The organism is Candidatus Dadabacteria bacterium (genome assembly GCA_026706695.1).
Lineage (GTDB): Bacteria > Desulfobacterota_D > UBA1144 > Nemesobacterales > Nemesobacteraceae > Nemesobacter.
On the sequence record JAPOYE010000097.1, the window covers coordinates 25,051 to 46,187 of the forward strand.

21 protein-coding genes and 2 tRNA genes are annotated in these 21,137 nt (G+C 49.4%); 13 read left to right on the forward strand and 10 right to left on the reverse strand.

Annotation, left to right across the window (positions count from 1 at the left end; translation table 11 throughout):
• Positions 1-50: 50 nt before the first annotated feature.
• Positions 51-1,445 (reverse strand): ammonium transporter, encoded by a 1,395-nt coding sequence (locus tag OXG10_07350; protein MCY3827172.1) that lies wholly within the window; start codon positions 1,443-1,445, stop codon positions 51-53.
• Between the two features lie 478 nt (positions 1,446-1,923).
• Here OXG10_07350 and eno point away from each other — a divergent pair, with 478 nt between their 5' ends.
• Genes eno through leuD form a run of 3 tightly spaced genes read left to right on the forward strand, consistent with a single transcriptional unit; the run spans position 1,924 to position 5,258 of the window.
• Positions 1,924-3,201, forward strand: coding sequence for a phosphopyruvate hydratase (gene eno / locus OXG10_07355; protein ID MCY3827173.1), 1,278 nt, complete (start codon positions 1,924-1,926; stop codon positions 3,199-3,201).
• 2 nt (positions 3,202-3,203) lie between these two features.
• The gene (leuC, locus tag OXG10_07360; protein ID MCY3827174.1) at positions 3,204-4,628 is read left to right on the forward strand and encodes a 3-isopropylmalate dehydratase large subunit; all 1,425 of its coding nucleotides are present in this window, start codon (positions 3,204-3,206) and stop codon (positions 4,626-4,628) included.
• A gap of 3 nt (positions 4,629-4,631) precedes the next feature.
• A complete protein-coding gene (gene leuD / locus OXG10_07365; protein MCY3827175.1) occupies positions 4,632-5,258 on the forward strand; it encodes a 3-isopropylmalate dehydratase small subunit in 627 nt (208 codons plus the stop codon).
• A 22-nt stretch (positions 5,259-5,280) separates the two neighbouring features.
• Here leuD and OXG10_07370 read toward each other — a convergent pair whose 3' ends face one another.
• Positions 5,281-5,502 (reverse strand): DUF2905 domain-containing protein, encoded by a 222-nt coding sequence (locus OXG10_07370; GenBank protein MCY3827176.1) that lies wholly within the window; start codon positions 5,500-5,502, stop codon positions 5,281-5,283.
• A 172-nt stretch (positions 5,503-5,674) separates the two neighbouring features.
• Between OXG10_07370 and OXG10_07375 the strand changes: the two genes are divergently transcribed.
• The 10 genes from OXG10_07375 to OXG10_07420 all read left to right on the forward strand — a co-directional run bounded on the left by OXG10_07375 (position 5,675) and on the right by OXG10_07420 (position 13,771).
• A complete protein-coding gene (locus tag OXG10_07375) occupies positions 5,675-7,402 on the forward strand; it encodes a peptide ABC transporter substrate-binding protein (protein MCY3827177.1) in 1,728 nt (575 codons plus the stop codon).
• A 247-nt stretch (positions 7,403-7,649) separates the two neighbouring features.
• Complete coding sequence (gene rpoN, locus OXG10_07380; GenBank protein MCY3827178.1) at positions 7,650-9,071, forward strand: RNA polymerase factor sigma-54; 1,422 nt, start codon at positions 7,650-7,652, stop codon at positions 9,069-9,071.
• A 3-nt stretch (positions 9,072-9,074) separates the two neighbouring features.
• The gene (locus tag OXG10_07385) at positions 9,075-9,617 is read left to right on the forward strand and encodes an HPF/RaiA family ribosome-associated protein (protein MCY3827179.1); all 543 of its coding nucleotides are present in this window, start codon (positions 9,075-9,077) and stop codon (positions 9,615-9,617) included.
• Between the two features lie 16 nt (positions 9,618-9,633).
• Positions 9,634-10,056: a PTS sugar transporter subunit IIA gene (locus OXG10_07390; protein ID MCY3827180.1), complete on the forward strand. Its 423-nt coding sequence runs from the start codon at positions 9,634-9,636 to the stop codon at positions 10,054-10,056.
• A gap of 9 nt (positions 10,057-10,065) precedes the next feature.
• Positions 10,066-10,995, forward strand: a complete 930-nt coding sequence (gene hprK, locus OXG10_07395) for an HPr(Ser) kinase/phosphatase (GenBank protein ID MCY3827181.1) — start codon at positions 10,066-10,068, stop codon at positions 10,993-10,995.
• The gene (rapZ, locus tag OXG10_07400) at positions 10,995-11,852 is read left to right on the forward strand and encodes an RNase adapter RapZ (GenBank protein ID MCY3827182.1); all 858 of its coding nucleotides are present in this window, start codon (positions 10,995-10,997) and stop codon (positions 11,850-11,852) included. Before hprK ends, rapZ begins: the two co-directional genes overlap by 1 nt.
• 7 nt (positions 11,853-11,859) lie before the next feature.
• Positions 11,860-12,270, forward strand: a complete 411-nt coding sequence (locus tag OXG10_07405; protein ID MCY3827183.1) for a PTS fructose transporter subunit IIA — start codon at positions 11,860-11,862, stop codon at positions 12,268-12,270.
• Positions 12,271-12,293: 23 nt separating this feature from the next.
• Positions 12,294-12,617, forward strand: a complete 324-nt coding sequence (locus OXG10_07410) for a hypothetical protein (GenBank protein ID MCY3827184.1) — start codon at positions 12,294-12,296, stop codon at positions 12,615-12,617.
• A 34-nt stretch (positions 12,618-12,651) separates the two neighbouring features.
• Positions 12,652-13,452 (forward strand): HAD-IIA family hydrolase, encoded by an 801-nt coding sequence (locus tag OXG10_07415; GenBank protein MCY3827185.1) that lies wholly within the window; start codon positions 12,652-12,654, stop codon positions 13,450-13,452.
• A 118-nt stretch (positions 13,453-13,570) separates the two neighbouring features.
• Positions 13,571-13,771, forward strand: a complete 201-nt coding sequence (locus OXG10_07420) for a hypothetical protein (protein ID MCY3827186.1) — start codon at positions 13,571-13,573, stop codon at positions 13,769-13,771.
• A 277-nt stretch (positions 13,772-14,048) separates the two neighbouring features.
• Here the strand turns inward: OXG10_07420 and OXG10_07425 are convergent, their stop codons facing one another.
• From OXG10_07425 to OXG10_07460, 8 genes are all read right to left on the reverse strand, one after another.
• Positions 14,049-16,460: a TonB-dependent receptor gene (locus OXG10_07425; protein ID MCY3827187.1), complete on the reverse strand. Its 2,412-nt coding sequence runs from the start codon at positions 16,458-16,460 to the stop codon at positions 14,049-14,051.
• A gap of 102 nt (positions 16,461-16,562) precedes the next feature.
• Positions 16,563-16,647, reverse strand: a tRNA-Leu gene (locus tag OXG10_07430).
• Between the two features lie 24 nt (positions 16,648-16,671).
• Positions 16,672-16,746, reverse strand: a tRNA-Cys gene (locus OXG10_07435).
• Between the two features lie 76 nt (positions 16,747-16,822).
• A complete protein-coding gene (locus tag OXG10_07440; GenBank protein MCY3827188.1) occupies positions 16,823-17,614 on the reverse strand; it encodes a PhzF family phenazine biosynthesis protein in 792 nt (263 codons plus the stop codon).
• The gene (locus tag OXG10_07445; GenBank protein MCY3827189.1) at positions 17,614-18,828 is read right to left on the reverse strand and encodes a VWA domain-containing protein; all 1,215 of its coding nucleotides are present in this window, start codon (positions 18,826-18,828) and stop codon (positions 17,614-17,616) included. The genes OXG10_07440 and OXG10_07445 overlap by 1 nt, the downstream gene beginning before the upstream one ends.
• An 11-nt stretch (positions 18,829-18,839) precedes the next feature.
• A complete protein-coding gene (locus OXG10_07450; GenBank protein ID MCY3827190.1) occupies positions 18,840-19,676 on the reverse strand; it encodes a MoxR family ATPase in 837 nt (278 codons plus the stop codon).
• A 36-nt stretch (positions 19,677-19,712) separates the two neighbouring features.
• Positions 19,713-20,582, reverse strand: a complete 870-nt coding sequence (gene purU, locus OXG10_07455; protein MCY3827191.1) for a formyltetrahydrofolate deformylase — start codon at positions 20,580-20,582, stop codon at positions 19,713-19,715.
• A 49-nt stretch (positions 20,583-20,631) separates the two neighbouring features.
• Positions 20,632-21,120: a GNAT family N-acetyltransferase gene (locus tag OXG10_07460; protein ID MCY3827192.1), complete on the reverse strand. Its 489-nt coding sequence runs from the start codon at positions 21,118-21,120 to the stop codon at positions 20,632-20,634.
• Positions 21,121-21,137: the final 17 nt, after the last annotated feature.

Sequence of the window (21,137 nt, forward strand, 5' to 3'; positions counted from 1 at the left end):
ACTGGGTTGCAACCTGTCTCTGGAACTGGAGGATTGCCCTAGTGCTCTAATCAGTCCTCTTCCGGCATTATCACGAATTCTGGATAAGCTTCGATGCCCAGATTGCCCACATCCTGGCCGATGGCCTCGACATCCTTTGAGACCCGTAACCCCAAGGTGCGGTCGATGACAAACCACAACAGCATTGATGACCCAAACACGAACACGCCGATGGCCAAAATGCCGATGATCTGAGCAAAAAGACTTCCACCGGCGGCAATGCAGACCGCCAACGTCCCCCAGATGCCAGTGCAGAGATGAACGGGGACAGCACCCACGACGTCGTCGATCTTTATTATTTCCAAAGACTTCATGGACAACAGGCAAACCATGCCCCCGATTGCTCCGATCACTACTGCCCAGTGATGCTGGACGATATCCGGCGCCGCTGTGATCGCGACGAGACCGGCCAGAGCGCCATTAAGTCCGGCGAACAGGTCGACACGGCCCAGTACGGGCCGGGAGAGGCTCAGAGCTGCCAAAACCCCAGCCCCCGCCGCTAGGTTAGTGTTGGAGAAGATGTTGCTCACCGCCACGGCATCGAGTGCGCCGCTAAGAGCCAGCTGCGAACCGCCGTTGAAGCCGAACCAGCCCAACCACAGGATAAAGACGCCAAGAGTGACGACCGGAACATTGGATGGAGGGGTCGGTTTGACACTGCCATCAGCCCGGAACTTGCCCGAGCGCGGCCCAAGCATTATGGCCCCCGCGAGTGCTGCCCAGCCTCCCGTGGAGTGGACCACGGTGGAACCGGCGAAGTCCTTGAACCCCAATTCAGCCAACCAGCCCCCGGCCCAAGTCCATGCGCCAACGATTGGGTAGATGATCGAGGTCAGTACAGCGATGAAGACAAAGAAAGGCCACAGCTTCACGCGCTCGGCCAGAGTGCCCGAGACAATCGAAGCCGTGGTCGCCACGAACACCATCTGGAAGAACCAGTACGACATCGCCGAGTAACCGCTCTCGACGACGGCCGCGGTGGCTGTTTCCTCGCCACCCAGCAACGCCACTTCATCTGCGGTCGTGCCGTACAGGAATTCGAACGAACCAAACCATCCGCCCGGCTCGACACCAACATACATGATGTTGAAACCGATCAGGTAGTACGCCAGTCCGGCAATGGAGTAGAGACCAATGTTCTTCAGGCAAATGACCGAAGCGTTCTTCGTCCGTACCGAACCCGCCTCGAGCATTGTAAAGCCTGCTGCCATCCACATCACGAGGGCACCCCACACAAGAAACCCAAACGTGTTGAAGACGAACTGCGCCTCGCCCTCGATGGCGGCCCATGCGGACACGGGCGACAAGACCAAGACCACTAGCATCGCGACAATGCCGAATCTAGTCACAACCCAAGTGGCAGAATTCCGACAGCCCTTAAATAACCGAAAGTCCTGGATGATCATAGCTGGTTTCTACCTCCTTCTACGATGGACAGCGATCACACAACGAGCGACAAGACAAAGACGCGGTTTTAGTAGAGAGCATAGTGCTTTCCGGTGTTCGTGTTGAGATCAAACTTAAAATAATGCCTGATTGCGCGATCGCCGAAAAAATATTTTTCTACCTCCTATTAAAACACGCTTTGAGTAGCACCTCAATAGAAAACAGCGGAACTGTCAAATCATAATGACTCGAAACCATGTAAGGACCCCAAGCTGATTCTACACCGCAGTGAACAAGCAATTCTGCCGGTTTTATTATGAAATCCAGATGCCTGCAACTTCCAGACGTAACAGAAGGTCCTTGTTCCGTGTTGGAAATTGTCACCTTTGTGATGCTGGTTCTACGACATGTTTGAAAAATACTTCCAATTCCGTACAATCAAACCCAAATCAGGGTTTGCGCTTCATAGTTGAACAGGCAACTCAAGAGGAAATCAAAATGTCAAAGATAAACGAAATAAGAGCAAGAGAAATACTGGATTCAAGGGGAAATCCAACGATAGAGGTGGAGGTGAACTGCTCAGACGGAGCCTTCGGTCGGGCGATGGTTCCCTCGGGAGCATCGACCGGAGAGCACGAAGCACTTGAGCTTCGGGACGGGGAGAAGCACAGGTATATGGGAAAGGGGGTTTTGAAGGCAGTAGAGAATGTCCACGACATAATAGCTCCGCGCCTTGAGGGCCTTGAGGTGCACAACCAAGAGCTGATAGACAGCACCATGATAGAGCTTGACTCGACGGAAACAAAGTCCCGTCTCGGAGCGAACTCCATTCTGGGCGTGTCACTTGCCTCGGCGAGGGCGGCTGCGAATTCCAGGGGAACCTCTTTTTTCAGCTATCTAGGAGGTGAAAATGCCGATACCCTCCCCGTACCGCTTATGAACATAATCAACGGCGGCGCTCATGCGGACAACAACCTTGATTTTCAGGAATTCATGATAGTTCCCCATGGTTTCTCCACTTTCCGGGAAGCCCTTCGGGCGGGAGTGGAAACCTTCCACACACTCAAATCCATACTCAGCGCCAAGAACCTCTCGACAGCCGTCGGAGACGAAGGAGGTTTTGCACCTTCCCTGGGATCGAACGAAGAGGCGCTCGAATGCATAATAGAAGCCATATGGAAAGCCGGATACAGCCCCTCGGAGCAGATATCAATAGCGCTTGACGTAGCTTCAAGCGAGTTCTTCCGCGAGGGAAGTTACCATGTGGAGCGAAAAACCGTACCGGTCGCCGGTTTAATGGAAATATACGAGAAGTGGATAAAAAAATACCCTATCGTTTCGATAGAAGATCCCCTGGATGAAAACGATTGGGAAGGCTGGAAGACGCTTACGAAAAAAATAGGCTCCGACGTACAGCTTGTCGGAGACGATCTTTTTGTAACGAACACAAAGAGACTCTCAGACGGAATAGATTCGGGCTTGGCAAACTCCATACTCATAAAGGTAAACCAAATAGGAACGCTTACCGAAACCCTCGAAGCTATTGAGATGGCCAAGCAGGCGGGTTATAGTTACATAATATCCCATCGCTCGGGAGAAACAGAAGACTCGACGATAGCGGATATTGCAGTTGCCACAAACGCCGGTCAGATAAAAACCGGGTCGGCATCCCGAAGCGACAGAATAGCAAAATACAACCAGCTTCTGCGCATAGAGGAGGAGCTTGGGGAAAAAGCGCGGTTCGGGAACGAAAAGACGGCGCTCTGGAGCAGTTAACGATGGCAGGAAAAACTCTTTTTGACAAAATCTGGGAATCCCACCTCGTGCACGAAGAGGAAGGTAAACCGTCCCTTCTCTACATAGATCTTCACCTAGTTCACGAAGTTACCTCTCCCCAGGCGTTTGAAGGGCTGAGAATTACGGGACGAGAAGTAAGGAGACCGGACCTTACTTTCGCCACCATGGATCATAACGTACCGACCACCGACCGTAGCGGACCAATTTCGGATCCCATATCCGCAAAACAGATAGAAGCCCTGCGGCAAAACTGCAAGGATTTCGAAATAACGCTCTTCGGAATAAGAATAAACAACCACTCCCAAGGCATAGTGCACGTTATCGGGCCCGAACTCGGCCTTACAAAACCCGGGATGACCATAGTGTGCGGAGACAGCCACACTTCCACCCACGGAGCGTTCGGAGCACTCGCCTTCGGTATAGGAACAAGCGAAGTGGAGCATGTTCTGGCGACGCAGTGCTTAAGACAGAACCGCCCGAAGGTGTTTGAAATAAGGGTCGAGGGCGAACGCCAGTACGGGGTTACCGCAAAGGACATAATCCTGGGCATAATCGGACATATAGGAACCGCGGGGGCCACCGGGACCGTGGTCGAATACCGAGGAGAAGCGATAGAGGCACTTTCCATGGAAGAGAGGATGACGGTATGCAACATGTCGATAGAGGGAGGAGCAAGAGCCGGAATGATAGCGCCCGATCAAAAGACCTTCGAGTACGTAGAGGGCCGCCGGTACGCACCGAAAGATGGCAATTACGAAAAGGCCCTCGAACACTGGCAGACTCTCCGCACGGACCCCGACGCCGTTTTCGACAAATCAGTCACCCTTGACGCCCGCAAGATAGCTCCACAGGTAAGCTGGGGAACCAACCCAGGGATGGTAACGGACATAACTTCAAAAGTACCCGATCCAAGGGAGTGCGAAGACTCAAGCAAGAGAAAATCAATGGAACAGGCCCTTGAATACATGGACCTCAAGGCAAACACCCCGATAACGGACATACACGTTGACAGGGTGTTTATAGGTTCCTGCACGAATTCCAGAATGGAAGATCTGCTGGCGGTTGCGAAGCTCGTAAAAGGCAGGAAAGTAGCCGATGGAGTAAACGCAATGGTGGTTCCAGGTTCCCAGCTTGTAAAGAAAAAGGCAGAGGAAATGGAACTTCACAGGATATTTACCGAGGCCGGATTTGAGTGGCGCGAGTCGGGATGCAGCATGTGTCTTGGAATGAACCCAGACATATTGGCCCCAGGGGAAAGATGCGCCAGTACATCCAACAGAAATTTCGAGGGTCGCCAGGGAAAAGGGGGAAGAACCCATCTGGTAAGCCCCATAATGGCTGCCGCAGCAGCAATCACGGGACATTTTGTGGACGTGCGCGGCTGGGAAATAGAGAAGGGGACTTGAAACATGGAGAAACTTCAAAAGGTATCGGGAAAAGTAGCGGCTCTTGACAGAATGAACGTCGACACCGACCAGATAATCCCCAAGCAGTTCCTAAAACGCATCGAGAGAACGGGATTCGGAGACTTTCTGTTTTTCGACTGGAAATATAACGACGACGGGACCTTAAACGAGGATTTCGAACTCAACCAGACGAGGTACGCGGATGCGTGCATACTTCTGACCCGGGAAAATTTCGGAAGCGGAAGCTCCAGGGAACATGCTCCTTGGGCGATAAGGGAAGCGGGGTTCAGGGTAATTCTGGCTCCATCCTTTGCGGATATTTTCTATAACAACTGTTTTAAGAACTCGATACTCCCCATAGCCCTCTCCAAGGACAGAACGGATGAGTTGTTCCGCATTGTATTGGAGAATGAAGGTTATTCCCTTGAGGTTGATCTGGTTGAGAAATCCGTAACGGGGGAAGGGATAAGCTTTTCATTCGAGATAGACGATTTCAAAAGAAAAGTGCTTCTTGAAGGGCTTGATGACATATCGCAGACCCTTGAGTTAGAAAACAGCATAGAAAAGTATGAAAAGCTTTTCATGAACGAAAGAGATTGGGTTCTTCCTGACGAGCGGAAAAGCTCTTAATCCCCGTCCATCCTCCCCGTTTTTATTTTCTGAAGAAAAGATTGCCCAGAAGCGTGAGCAGGATGCTCAGCACTATGCAGGTTGCGATCGGAAAATAAAAACTGAAATTTTCTCTTTTGATTCTTATATCTCCAGGAAGTTTCCCGAAGAAATCAAGTTTCGCCGCATAAGGCAGTATGACTCCGAGCGCTATTAGCATCGCACCGAGAATGATTATGATTCTTGCGGCTTCGCTTACGTTCACGCAAAAAAAGATACCCGTACAAAAAAAATTGAGAAAATTCTCCGCGGTTTTAAAGTTTTTCCGAGCACTCGCAATTGATGGTCTCCGACAACGATTGCGTTCCAAATGTTTCTTGGTAATAATAGGAAAATTCTAAAACCTTAGTATTAATAACTTCTCAGGAGAAATTCAGATGAAATACAAAAAAACCTTTTTAGTCTTGGCAATGATAGTTGCGGGACTCTTCATAGCTTCCTGTGGAGATGACGATGATGATGAGACCCTGACCATACTTTACTGGCAGGCCCCTACTATAGCCAATCCCTATCTTGCCGGCGGGACTAAGGATGTTGATGCTAGCGCTTTGATCCTAGAGCCCCTGGCGAACTATGATGAGGAAGGAAGGCTAGTACCTCGACTAGCCGAGGAAATTCCGACCGTGGATAGTGGCGGCGTATCAGAAGATATGACCACGATTACCTGGAAGCTTAAAGAAGGAATCCTTTGGTCCGACGGCACTCCCCTAACGGTCGAAGATATTATATTTACCCACAGGTACTTGTGTTCTCTGCCAGGAACAGAAGATATGTGTGAGCTCGTACCCATAGGGAATGTGGACCCTGTCGAGGATTCCCCGCTTAGCATCAAAATTACCTTCACTGCCCCTGTAATCTATCCATATGCCCTCTTTGTGGGAGCCTCTTCCCCTATTCTGCAAAAGGCGCAGTTTGCAAACTGCGTCGGTGAGGCAGCTCAGGAATGTGTTACGGAAAATCTATATCCAGTTGGGACAGGGGCCTATAAAATCACCGATTTCTCAATCAGTGAATCAGATACAGAAACTAACTCAATTCTTACTTATGAAATCAACGAACATTTCCGCGTAACCGACCGGCTATTCCCCAAAGTGGTAATAAAAGGTGGCGGGGATGCCGTCACTGCTGCACAGGCCGTCCTGGAAAGGGGTGAAGCTGACTACGCTTGGAATCTGCAAATAGACCCTCAAACTCTCGGGGCTTTGCAGGAAGTCGGCGAGGGAACAGTTCGACCGGCCTTTGCCTCACTTGTTGAACAATTGGTAGTAAACTTCTCCAATCCCGACCCAGATCTGGGAAACCGACGCTCCGAGTGGTCAGAAGGCAATAATCCTCATCCCTTCCTGACCGACCCGGCAGTGCGCAGGGCCTTGTCCTTAGCCATTGACCGCGGACATATCGCCGAGCAACTTTACGGTGCCGCGGGCAGGGCAGCCTGCAACATTATTCCAGCACCCCTCCAGTACGTTTCACCGAATAACCAGGACTGCCTGACCCAGGATATCGAGCAAGCAAGAACCCTGCTTGAAGAGGCCGGATGGACACCCGGCGCCGACGGTATCCGGGAAAAAGACGGAGTCCGCCTGGAAATTCTTTACCAGACCTCTACTAACTCGGTTCGCCAAGGTACTCAGGAACTGATTCAGGGATGGTGGAGGGATATAGGGGTGGAAGCCGAGTTGAAGAGCATTAACGCAGGTGTTTTCTTTAGCAGTGATCCGGATAACCCCGACAACCTCTGGAGATTTTATGCCGATGTTGAAATGTATGGCAACGGAACATCATCCATTGATCCGCAGAACTATTTGTCAAACTGGCTAACTACTGAGATTCCCGGCTCCGAAAATGACTGGTTGGGCGGCAACATATCTCGCTGGTCCAACCAGGAGTACGATGATCTCTATCAGGAACTGACGCGGACCCCTATCGGCCCGGACCGTGAAAACCTGGTCATTCGAATGAATGACATGTTGATTCAGAACCATGTAGTGATTCCCTTGGTTGACCGCGCTTTCGTCTCGGCTTTCAGCAACAGCCTAAAAGGAGTACGGGTAAACGGATGGGACTCCGAACTGTGGAATATCCACGAGTGGTACCGGGAGTAACACGATCCGCTGTCACACAGCGGGCTCGGAATTTAGATTCTACATATAAACCGGGTTCTCCGCTGCCAATCCCCTGCTATTTTCTGTACCCCGTCGGCAGCCTGCTCTAAGCAATTACCCCTGACGCTACTGTTCCCAGCTAATACCATACAGGCTTAAAATTAAATAACGGGTCAAATGGTGTTATAATTTAAATGGGTTGATTTTACAGGGTTTGGGAAACAGGAAAAGGAGAAAAATCATTTAAATGAGCGGATTCGGTCTTGCGCAGACCCCCAACGTAGCACAGAAGCAAAAGCTCATACTCACCCAGCATCTCAGGCTTTTTCTAAGCCTGGTACAGATGAACACGGTTGAGCTCAGGGAGTACCTAGAGGAACAGCTCATAGAAAACCCCGCCTTGGAAGAAGATCCAGATTCATCTCTGGAAACGGAAAAAGAAGATCCGGGAGAATCTCTTCTAAATGAACTCGGCCCGACGGAAACCGACTATCCGGCACCCGAAGAGTTTTCTGCGGAAATAAGCGAGGAGACCACCTGGGAGAACCAGATTCCAAATCAGGATTCTTTGTTTGAGCACCTTCACTGGCAGCTGTCAATGACCGATTTTAGCGAGCGGCAAAAGCAGATAGCTTCGCTTATCATCGGTAACATAAACGAGGATGGATACCTTGATATTGAACTTGAAGAAATAGCAAGGCTGCTTGACGTAGAAGGCTCATCCGAGGCAGGCGGTAACCATGCGGGGGAGATAATACGGGTAGCAGAGAAGATACGCACCACGTTTGATCCCATCGGAGTCGGTTCCCGCTCCCTCTCCGAGTGTCTCGCCGCACAGGCTCTGGATCTCGGTTATGAAAGGGAAAGCGCTCTTGTGCGGGTGGTAGAAAACCATATCGACGATCTCGGCAGAAAAGACTACGAGAAGATCTGCGCCGAACTTGACATAAACAAGGAAGAGGTACTGGAAATTGAAACCGTAATAACCTCCCTTGAGCCAAAACCCGGACGACCTTATTACATTAAAGATGCGACTAGAAACATCGTTCCCGACTTCTACGTGTACAAGGTGGGAGATGACTTGCAGATGCAGTCAAATAGGAGTTTTCCGAAACTCAGAATAAGTTCCTACTGCAAAAAGATTCTCTCCGACCGTGCGAACCTAACGGGAGAAACCACGGACTATCTGCGGGAAAAAATCGAAGTGGCCCAGAGAATCGTCCGCTGCATCGAAGAGCGCGAGACTACAATACGCAAAGTTATGGAGAAAATCGTCGATGAGCAAAGGGAGTTTTTCGATCACGGCAGTGCTCACATAAAACCACTAAAGCTAAAGGACGTGGCTGACACCGTGGGCATTCATGAATCAACCGTGAGCCGTATAACAAGCAGAAAATACATACAATGCCCCCAAGGAATCGTAGAACTTAAAAAGCTTTTCTCAAGAGGAGTCCGCTCATCCAACGGACAAAAGATTTCGCTTGAGAAAATAAAATCAATGATCAGGGAAATAGTTAATGAAGAACCGGCTCAGTGTGCGTTCTCGGACGAAGATATATCCAGAATACTTTCTATGAAAAACGTAAAGGTTGCGAGAAGAACGGTTGCAAAATACAGAAAAATACTCGGCATACCCAGTTCATCAAAAAGACTCTCAAAGGAGGTTTGAACCATGAAAACCGATATCATCACGAAAAACATTCCCGACAAAAGAAGGTCGGAACATTTCAAACGTTACGCGATGAAGAAGATGCCAAAACTCCAGAGGTACATAGACCCAGATAGACATCCGTCAGAGGCGAAAATAATTCTTTCAGCGGAGAAACTCAGAAACAATGCGGAAATAACAATCAGCTCGGGGCCCCTAAAAGCAGCCGCTTCGGTAGAAACGGAGGAAATGCACTCAGCCATAGACAAGCTTTTCGACACGATCATAAAACAACTGCGGAGAAGAACAGATAAGCAGCTGAGCCTGAGAAGAAGAAACGTCTCGAAGACTCCTTCCGCCGCACGTGTGCAGAGGGCCGAGACGGAAAACAACCTGAGAGTAGATCACCAGCACCTAAGTCCCAAGCCCATGAGCGTTGGGGAAGCACTGCTGCAGCTTGACGCGTCCGAAGAGGATTTCGTGGCTTTCAGAAACAGCGAAACGCTTGAAATGAATGTCGTTTACAAAAAAGCCGATTCGAAAAAGGTAGGACTTCTTACACCCTGAACACGGAAAAAGAAAAGTGAAAATCTCTGAATGCCTGGAGAAGAATTCCGTATTTCCCGAACTCGTTTCGACAACAAAACCGGACGTGCTGCGGGAGCTTTCGGAAAAAGTCGCAGACGCCGTGCCCAGGCTTAACGTGCAGAGGCTAAGCGAAACCCTAGTTGAACGAGAGGGACTGTGCAGCACAGCGATTGATTCCGGAGTGGCGATTCCACACGTAAAACTCCTCGATATTCCGGATATAACCATAGCTTTTGCCAGAAGCGAGACAGGGGTTGACTTCGACTCGCTAGACGGAGAAAAAACCTATCTTTTCGCCGTCTTGATAACTCCTGAGAACTGTCCCACGGAAACCCGGATAACCCTGCTTGCGCGGATATCCAAGATATTCGGACAAAAATTGCGTCAAAGGGGGCTTCGGATATTTACAACCTGCTGATTGAAGAAGATGAAAAACTCTGAAAACAGCTACTCTATCTCAGTCGGAGACTTTTACGGAAAATTCGGAGAAAAGCTCGGTCTTGAATCCATTTCCGGAGAGAACGGGCTTGAAAGACGCATTATTTCACCAAGTGCCAAGAAGCCGGGATTAAGGATGATAGAAAAGAAAATAGAACTCGAGCACGGAAACATACAAGTGCTCGGCAGAACGGAAATCTCCTATATAAACGGGTTTCCCGGCAGAACCCAAAAAAAAATAATATCAAATCTTCTGTCAAACGATATTCCCTGCTTCATACTCTCAAAGGGAGCTAGCCCAGAAAAATCCTTTATCGAGCATTTTGAGAAAAAAGGGATACCGCTTTTTACAACAACCCTAGGCACGGGGAAATTCATAACCATTCTCAATGAACTGCTCGCCGAGGAATTCGCAACCCGTATAACAGTTCACGGAGTGCTTCTTGACGTGCATCATACGGGAGTCCTGATTCTCGGGAAAAGCGGAATCGGAAAAAGCGAATGCGCAATCGACCTTATAATACAGGGCTCCAAACTTATCGCGGACGACGTGGTCGAAATAAGGAAGATAGGCTCCCAGACACTCGTCGGAGTGGGTCCCGAGAACATAAGGTACCTTGTGGAAGTAAGGGGAATAGGCATAGTGAACATAAAGGACCTTTTCGGAACCACCTGCGTTATGGAAAAAAGAGAAATTGACATGGTTATAGAACTTCACCAGTGGAATTCCGAAACGGAATACGATCGCCTTGGCTTGGACACGAAAACTTACTCCATACTCGACATAGAACTGCCGTACATGGTGCTGCCAGTGAGTCCGGGAAGAAACATGGCGTCCGTAATAGACGTGGCAGTGCGAAACCAGATACTTAAGGAAACTGGCAAGAAGATCGAGATTCCATCCGGCACTCGAGAATAATGGAACGGATAATAATACTGAGCGGACTTTCCGGTTCGGGAAAAAGTACGGCGGCGAAAGCACTTGAAGATCTGGGCTTCTTCTGCGTCGACAACATGCCCCCCGAGCTTCTTTTCTCTTTTATCGACCTTTGCGGGAAATCTCTTACGCAGATAAAAAAAGCGGTCGCAGTCATTGATATACGGATACCGGTAAAAGATACGCTTTACGATTTCGAAAAAGTGCTGGAAAAGATAAGAGGGTCAGCTGAAAGGGTCGATCTTGTGTTTCTTGAATGCTCTGAAGAAACAATCGTTAAAAGATACAAGGAGACAAGGAGAATTCATCCGCTTGGAAGCGAGAAGACGCTTGCAGAAGGAATATCAGAGGAAAAGCAAATCCTGGCAAATATACGAGAGCTCTCGGACAAGCGCATAGACACAAGCACCCTCAGCGTTCACGACCTGAAAGCGATCATAGCAAAGATTGCCGGGACAACCGACAAGCAGACCCCTCTGATTACCCTTCTCTCTTTCGGCTACAGGTACGGAATTCCCGAAGACGCAGATCTGGTTTTCGACGTTCGGTTTCTGAAAAATCCCCACTTCACAGAATCCCTGAGGGATCTTGACGGAACCAGCGGTGAAGTCGTGGACTTTGTCATGTCGGATAAAGCTTCGCGGGAGTTTCTGGAGAAGCTGTGCTCTTTTCTGCGCTTTTTAATCCCGAAATATTCAGAGGAAGGAAAATCATATCTTACTCTGGGGATAGGCTGCACCGGAGGGAAGCACCGCTCCGTAGTCATGGCCGATGCTCTCGGCGAAAGCCTTTCCGAATATTCCGCCATTATTAGACACAGAGACATAAATAAGCTATAAAAATCCTATGTTTTCCATAGTAGTGGTCACGCACGGAGAGCTCGCAAAGGAACTCATATCAGCCGTAAACTTTATTCTTCCTGAGAAACCCAGAGTCAAGATGACCGCGGTCTCAATAGACGCCTCAAAAGATTCCAAGGATTTTGAAAAAAAGGTAAGGGCCTCAGTCGATACCGTTGACGAGGGAGACGGAATACTGCTTGTAACGGACATGTTCGGGGGAACTCCTTCCAACATAAGCCTGATGTTTCTTGAGAGCGGCGAAATGGAAGTGATTTCAGGAGTAAACCTTCCAATGCTTTTAAAACTCGGCACCATTGAGGAAAAAACCACCCTCAAAGAAGCGGTGCAGCTCGCAGCCAAGGCGGGAAGAGACAACATAATAGTGGCGAGTGAACTTCTTAGTAAAAACGGTTAGAATACGCCGGAGAGGACACTTAAATGGACGTACACACACTTGACGCCGTAATCGAGATGTACACGAATCATCTTCTTCAGGGCGACCTTGAGGGGTTTCAGATCGAGATAGCCCCCGAGATAAAGGATGAAATCGCAGCAATAGCCCTTTACCTTGATTCAAAGACCGTCAGGGCTTCCGGAGAAATAGAAGAGTTCTACGAAGGGTATAAAAGGGCTGCGTTTGACGTGCTTTCCTTCATGGGAGTTGAGTTTTTTGAAGACAGGGAGAACAAACTGATCAGGATAATGAAGTCAGACTACGACTCCCAGCTTCAGGAAGAACTTAAAAAGAATATCTGGGGATAGAACAGCCTCCCTCGTAAAATTCCCGGCCCCTGTTATGGATTTTCAAAATTCGTTTGATCATTTCGTCTTTGACCTAGACGGGGTTATATATTCCGGCGAAAAAGCCATCGGCAACTCCCCCGAGGTGCTAGAGACACTAAGAAAGAATAAAAAGGAGATACGCTTTATAACCAACAACCCCTCGCGGTCTCCTTCTGACTATGCCGAAAAACTCAGAGGGCTCGGAATTCGCTCGCACGATAGCGAGTTCGTAACCTCCCCCATGGCAACCGCTTCTATGATAAGGGAAAAACTTTCATCAGAGAAATGGAAAACGGTCTTCATAGCCGGAAGCGATTACCTAAAGAACGAGGTCAGGGAAACGGGACTGGTTGAAGTCTCAGGAAATGACTCTCTCGGCGCAGACCTCGTGGTGATAGGAAGTCACCCGGGATTTAATCTTGAGGAAATAAAGACCGCTTCCATAGCAATCGGAAACGGCGCAGACTTCATCGGCACAAACGGAGACTTCTTCTACCCTTGCGAACACGGCCGGGCCCCCGCTACAGGAGCCCTCCTCGCATCGGTGGAAGCTGCATCGGGGAAGAAAGCGGTTACATCTGGAAAACCCGAAAAATACATGTTCGATATTCTGGAGAAAAGTGGAGTGGCACCCACGAAAAAAACTCTTCTGGTCGGAGACAGTCTCCGAACCGACATTGCCGGAGGGGAAAAAGCGGGGTACAGCACGGCACTTGTAATGACCGGAGTTACTAAAAAAACCGATCTTGAGGGCAAGGCAATAAAGCCCGATTTCATCCTTGAAAACGTCTTTTTTCTTTTAAAACCGCTGTGATGGAAAGGTCATGAGTAAAAGTAATTGTGTCACTTAACCGAAACTTAATCTCGGGATGTTGACTTTTGATAACCGGGGTGTAGCTTTTGGTTGAAGATTTTTCCCGCCGGAGGTAATCATGCTCAAATTTATCAAAAAAGACGATGAAGACTCTCACTACCCGTTAGACATCTCCGACATGTTTGACGAAGATGATGGGCTTGAGGATGAATTCGCAGATGAGTTCGACGAACTCTTTGAAGAAATGAATTACCTTTATTACGATGACGATTCCGAGGATATTACAGGGGAAGAGAAAAGAAAAAGAGTACTTCACTGAGTGAAAGCCGAACCTGCAACGTAAAACTGACTTGCCTCGGCAGGGGGGATCCCTGAACCGGGACCTTAAAATCTGATTCACTAAGAACTAATCCACGCTTGGATTTAAGATTTCGCGTGACATTTCCAAACCGGAAATATGGAAGTTGGTCTAAACCTGCTTGTATATTCTCAGCAACCATCCTTGCAACTACGGTATTAAATACCGCAATTGCAAGGTACAAGTCTCATTTTTAACAAGGAAGAATGAGTCTTAATACACCTTCCCCATTATCTCATCAGAAGCGCATGCGCGTAACCACACCAAAAGTACGGGGCTGACCCACTCTGTAGGCAAGACGGGCCCGTCCTCCCCGCTCGCGGTCAAACGAAAGCTTAACGTTTTCATCCGTAATATTCTTCACGTAAGCCGTGAACTCGATATTGTCATATACCAAGCCCGCGGAAAGGTTAAACAGGTGGTATGAATCAAGCAGCAAATCAACTTCCGTTGCCTCATCGGCAGAGGCACCCCTGTAGGGCAATCCATGTCCAAAAACTCCCCTGCCGGGAATCTGATCGCCTGACTGCGTGATGCTGTTGCCTACAAACTGCCATGAAGCCGAGAGAAAGCTTTCCCCGGCACTCAGAATACCCGGCAAAGTATAAGTGGCGGATCCTGAGAGCTGCCAGTCTGGAACAGAAGGTATGCGGTTACCCTCCTCTATTCCCTCAACCACATCCCCACCTGCCGTCCTGATAGTGGAATCAAACTCTGCTTCTAAATAGCTTCCGGCAAAAGCGAGCAGCAAAGATCTTGTCGGTTGAATAGACAGTTCAAGCTCCGCTCCCGCAGTGTGAGATTCAGGTACGCTGATCGTAACCCTGGAAGAGCAGGGTCCCGCATCAACGTTTACACCCAGATTCTCAATATCGGTATAAAAAACCGAGCCGTTGAATGTAACACTCTCAAAGGAGGACTTAAACCCGACCTCGTAGTTCCAGAGAGTCTCATCCTCAAACTCCTGATACCCCCGGAAAGTATCATAGGCATCTCCGCAAAGCAGCTGGTTAAGCGGGTCATTAACTCCGCCGAGACGAAAGCCCCGGGAAATCTGAGCATTCACAGTAACGTTATCGTTAGCATCGTAGCTCACCATAAACCGAGGTGTAAATCCGTCGGAGGAAACCGTAATGTCCTGATTCTGGGCATCAGCATTCGAGAAACCTCCACCGGATCTGAAAGTCTTATCCTCTTCCCAGTCATACCAGCGCAGACCGGCCGTTACGTCCAGACGTTCGAGCAACGCGTAGGTCGCCTCGCCGAAAAGCGCAATCTGCCTTAAATCATATGTCAGATCGGAACTATAAGGCGAATCCACTGCATCGGGGAAGTTAGTATCAGCCGAAGGTATAAATAACGCATCATAACCCGGAGTCGGTAAACGCTGAGAATAGTCACGCTCCACGTCGGAGTAGAAGACACCCGCAAGCCACTGAAACGCGCCGTCATCATTTGAACTCAAGCGAAGTTCATGGGTCATCTGTTCAAGGTCGGTAGTGTCACGCAGATTGGATGGGTTTGCTACTTGATCCTCCGCAAATCCAAGGTCCACGCTCACGCTACCGGTAAGGGCACTCGCATCACGACTTACAAGAAGATCGCGGTTTATATAGCTTGCCGAGTATGTAACGTCAAAGAAGTCTTCAATGCTCCAATTTACCACGGTGTCGAAAATCAGAGTTTCATCTTCAAAAGCCTCGTCAAGCAGCAGATGCTGCTCTCTATCACCAAGCGGAGTCGGGGGATCGGTATAGGGGTTTGCAAAAAGGTTAAATACCTCGTCGCGGTTAAAACCTCCAAGATCAATGTTCTGATATATAACTCGCGGAGTAATGGACAGGTTTTCGGTTGGCTCCCATAAAAGGGAAATACGCCCACCGTGACGGGTGCCGTCGTTTACATCCTCATCCACAGCACCCCCTTCCTTTTGCGCATCGATGAAACCGCCGTATCTAGTACCGTAAGCAACCAAGCGAAAGGCCGCATCTTCGCCTAAAGGAACATTGAGGGCTGTTTTCAGATGACCTCCAACAGAACCTTCGTCAAGATAATTTCCGTCAATCTCGACTTTAACCTCGTTTACACCCAAAAGCGGCTGGTTGGTTATATAGCGAACGGTACCGCCGATTGAGCCTGATCCGAAGAGCGTGCCCTGCGGTCCCCTCAAGGTTTCCACACGGTTAAGGTCGAAAAGATCGATATCAGGAGTGAAAAGCGACAGTGATATAGGGGTTTCGTCGAGATACACGCCAACCTGTTCCTTTACGCCAGGCTGGTCCCGCACTATCTGCCCGGAAGAAACGCCGCGGATTGTGACTACGCTTTGGCCCGGCCCGAGGTTCTGTATGGAGAGTCCGGCAACGTTGCGCGAAAGATCCTCCAAGTTAGTAGTGTTAAGGCGCTCTATATCCTCTTCTGACTGAACATTCAGGGAGAAAGGCACGTCCTGAGCAAGCTGAACACGCTTGGTGGCGGTTACAAGCATTTTCCGGAGCGTGTAACTGCTCTCTTCCACCGCACTGAGATTTTCTTTCTGCTCATTCTGGCTTTTCTGCCCATCTTGGGCAACAGCATTCAGCGAAAGAACCAGCGCAAACGAGAAAACAAATGCAAAAATGGCTACGTTAAGCCGAGTCCTAAAATTCATCTCCAAAACCTCCTTGAAATCAGCCCTTTGTCCCAACTAGTTCTACATTATTACATAATATTTCACATTTTAACATTCGTTTTGGAATTTGGTAGAAAAAAATGCCCAGGGCCGGACTCGAACCGGCACGGGAGATACTCCCGAGGGATTTTAAGTCCCTTGCGTCTACCAATTCCGCCACCCGGGCATTACGCTGAACGGAGTTCAGAACTGGAGGCGGCGCCCGGAATCGAACCGGGGTATGACGGTTTTGCAGACCGTTGCCTTACCTCTTGGCTACGCCGCCCCTGCAACACGGAACTTTAAATTTTACCGAAAAAAAAAGTTTTGTGAATCTTGGCAAGCGACAAATCCAAGTTCCCTTATAACTCCGGATTGATTTCGAAGCTTCCATCAATAATCGCTTTTCCCGACAGAAAGACTCCTTTCTCAGAAAGTCTTGTATTAACGAGCCCTCCTCTTTCTGACGCCTGATAGCCCGTGAGTTCTTTTTTCCCGAGCCGGCGGCTCCAGAAAGGACAAAGGCAGCAGTGAGCAGAGCCCGTAACCGGATCCTCTTCTATCCCGGCGTTAGGAGCGAAAAAACGCGATACGAAATCGTAGCGGTGAGAACTTGAGACGCTCGTTATTATAAGTCCCCTGGAATCAAGCCTCCTGATGTGGGCGAGTTCCGGGACAGCGCTTCTCACAGTCTCTTCGCCCTCGTAAAGAGCTATGTAATCAAAGCGGTTTCTGCCCACGTAAAGAGGCCTCTTGGAAATCGCCATAAGCAGGTCCTCCGGCATCTCAACTTCCCAAGGGTCCTCCGAGGGAAAATCCATTTCTATGAGACCGCTTTTTCTCTTCGCGGTAAGAATCCCGCTTTTTGTGGAAAACACGGCGTCTTCCGTATCGGGAAGGATACCGAGAGTGAAAAGAATATGGGCGCTTGCAAGGGTGGCGTGCCCGCAAAGGTCAACTTCCATCTTGGGAGTAAACCATCTGAGTTCAAAAACACCTTTTCTCTTGAGTAAAAAAGCAGTCTCTGAGAGGTTTACCCGGGAAGCGATCTCCTGTTTTGTCCGGTCGGGCACTTCTTTTTCGAGAATGCACACAGCGGCCGGATTCCCGGAATTCGGCCCGTCGGTAAAAGCATCAACGGTATATATCCTCATCACGCCGGGAGTCTCGACGCACCGTGGTGGCCGGGGCGCCGCTTGAGAGCCAGAATAGCGTCTTTTATACCCGAGAGCGTTAGGGGAAACATGTTGCCTTCGTAAAAATCGTTTAGCATGCCTATGCTTTCAGTCCACCTCCACTCATCTTGTGGCACGGGGTTAAGCCACACTGTAAAAGGATATTTCGCCTTTATCCTGTTAAGCCACAGAAGGCCCGGCTCATCGTTATTGTGTTCAACGCTTCCGTTGGGATACACAAGCTCCCACGGGGACATGGAGGCGTCACCGACTATAACGCACTTGTAGTCGCCGTTGTATTTGTTGAGTACCGAAAAGGTGGGAATCTTCTCGCTGAAGCGTCTTGCGTTATTTTTCCATACGGCTTCGTATATGCAGTTGTGGAAGTAGTAGAATTCAAGGTGCTTGAACTCATGCTTGGCGGCAGAGAAAAGCCTTGAGCAAAGCTCGACATGATCTTCCATTGAACCTCCGACGTCGAAGAACATAAGAACCTTGACGTTGTTCTTGCGTGAGGGAACAAACTCAAGGTCAAGCAGCCCCGCGTTTTTCGAAGTCCTGTCGATCGTCTTTTCAATGTCAAGCTCCTCCCCCACCCCCTCTCTCGTAAGAACCCTGAGCTTTCTAAGGGCCATTTTCATGTTCCTCACGTTTAATTCCACCGAATCGTCAAGATCGCGAAACTCTCTTTTGTCCCACACCTTGACGGCCCGCCTCTGCCTGCCTCCGTCCTGCCCTATTCGAACGCCGGCGGGATTGTAACCGTATGCACCATAGGGAGAAGTGCCGCCCGTGCCTATCCATCTGTTCCCGCCTTGGTGGCGTTTTTTCTGCTTCTCGAAAATCTCCCTCAATCTCTCCATCAATTCTTCAAGCCCGCCCATGGAACGGATCATCTGCTTATCCTCTTCGGAGAGGACGTTCTCAAAGTTTTTGCGCAGCCACTCAAGCGGAATCTGCATGAACTGCTCGGTATCGGCGAGCTGAGCCCCCCTGAAGTAAGCGGCAAAAAGCCTGTCGAACCTGTCCAGATGCCGCTCATCTTTCACCATTACGCAGCGGCTTAGATAGTAGAAATCAGTCGGGTCGTAACCGATCACGTCGCGGTCAAGGGCTTCGAGAAAAGTAAGATACTCTTTTAGGGTGACGGGAAATCCGTCGTTTTTAAGCAGCAGGAAGAAATCAAGAAACATGAACTTACCCCCTACCTTCTGAATCTTCGCCTAATCGCCTCGAGCATCTCGTAGTCCGCCTCGTTCTTGATAAGCGCACCCGAGTAAGGAGGAAGGCTCTCTTCAATATCCACTCCCGGGAGCTCACCAGCGGCCACGCGGTCGGCCGCAAGCAGTTTTATCCAGTCTATAAGTTCGCTCGTGGAGGGCTTTTTCTTGAGACCGTCAATCTCCCTTACGGAATAAAAGAGGGTGAGCGCGTTATTCATGAGTTTTCGCTCGAGATCGGGGTAATGCACCTTAACTATTTTCTCAAGAGTCTTGCGGTCGGGAAAAGCTATGTAGTGAAAAAAGCACCTTCTCAAAAAGGCATCCGGAAGTTCCTTTTCGTTATTCGAGGTAATTATCACTATGACTCTCTTAACCGCCTTTACGGTTTTTTTGAGCTCGTAGCAGTAAAACTCCATCCTGTCGAGCTCCAAAAGAAGATCGTTTGGAAACTCTATGTCCGCCTTGTCTATCTCGTCAATCAGAAGCACTACCTGTTCAGGACTCTCGAAAGCCTCCCAGAGCTTTCCTTTCTTTATGTAGTTCGAGATATCGTTTACCCTCTCGTCTCCGAGTTGCGAGTCGCGAAACCTGGCGACGGCGTCGTATTCGTAGAGGCCTTGCTGCGCAGTTGTGGTGGACTTTATGTGCCAGGTTATAAGTTGCTTTCCAAGGGCTTTTGCGACCTCAAACGCGAGCATGGTCTTGCCCGTTCCCGGTTCGCCCTTAACAAGTAGCGGACGCTCAAGCGTAATGGCCGCGTTAACGGCCACGGCTAAGTCGTTTGTAGCTATGTAATCGTTTGTGCCTTTGAACTTCATTTTTCACCCACCCGCAGGGAATCTCAAGAACTCCCCCTACTTATTGAATACGATTGTCCTGTTTTTGTAAATCAAAATCTCCCGGTTTATATGGGACCAGATCGCGTTTGAAAGAACAAGCTTCTCAAGATCCTGCCCCTTTCTCTTGAGGTCGTCTATTGAATCATCATAGTTAACCTTTATGACATCCTGCTCTATTATGGGTCCCGAATCGAGCTCCTCGGTTACGTAATGACAGGTTGCTCCGACCACCTTAACCCCCCTTTCATACGCGGAGTGATAAGGACGCGCACCGGGAAAGGCCGGAAGAAACGAATGATGGATATTCATTATTCTGTTGGGGTAATGCGATACGAAATTCTCGGTAAAAATCTGCATATATCTTGCAAGCACTATGAAATCCACATCGTAGCGGTGAAGAAGCTCAAGCTGCTCTGCCTCCACTGCTTCCTTGTTGTCCTTTACGTCTTCGAACACGTAGAAATCTGCTCCATGAAGACCCGCCACATCCCTGAGATCCGGATGATTGCTTATCACAAGGGGCATCTCAACGTCCCATTCCCTGGCGCGGAGTCTGTAAATTATGTCCGAGAGGCAGTGGGGAAGCTTGGAAACGAAAACCGCCATGCGCGGGATGTCTCCCGTAAAGAAAACCTCAAATTTCATGTCGAGTTTCTTCGCCACTTTCTCGCGGAAAACCTCCTCCGTCTCCTCGCGGGAGAGAGTAAAGCCGTCCATCCCCCACTTGGCCCGGATAAAGGTCACCATGTCGTTCGTGTCAACACAATGCTGCAACGCGTGGATATTACCCCCGTATTCGAATATAAAGTTGGTGACCGCGTGAACAAGACCAGGGCGATCCGGGGAGTGCACTAGCAGAATTGCTTCTTCCTGTTTTTTCGGCATTTTCGATTAAGGTCCGTTTCCTGGTTTTTGGTGGCTTCCGTCTATAAGATTAAGACCAAGGCTCCTTGTAGTAGTAGGTAAAGTTAGCAACCTTCGGCCGTTCCGTCCACCCTTTTTTTCTGTAAAAGCCCCGCAGATACGATGGCTTGTCCTTGCCGTTGGTCACCATCAGACGGTAGACATCCCTTTTTTTACCCTCTTCCATAACTGCCTCGATAAGGCGGCTCCCCGCCCCCATTCCGCTTGCCGAAGGACTTACGAACAGATCCGAGACGTAGCCCTCGTAGCTTCCGAGCATAACGAACGGTACCCAGTGAACGGTGGTGAACCCGAGGACCCTTCCCCCGGAATCACATGCGACGTACATGGTGTGTCCTTCCGGATCTCCGTCTGCTTGAAGTATGAGATCCCGGATCGGAGACGACACTTCCTCAAGTGAAAGGGAGTTCCTTCTCTCGGACCAGCCGATCTCTCTCAGTATCAGGGCCATCGCCTCCGCATCGTCGCCCGTGGCTTTTCTTACGGTGACTTCTTTCAAGGTTCTTCCTGCAACAG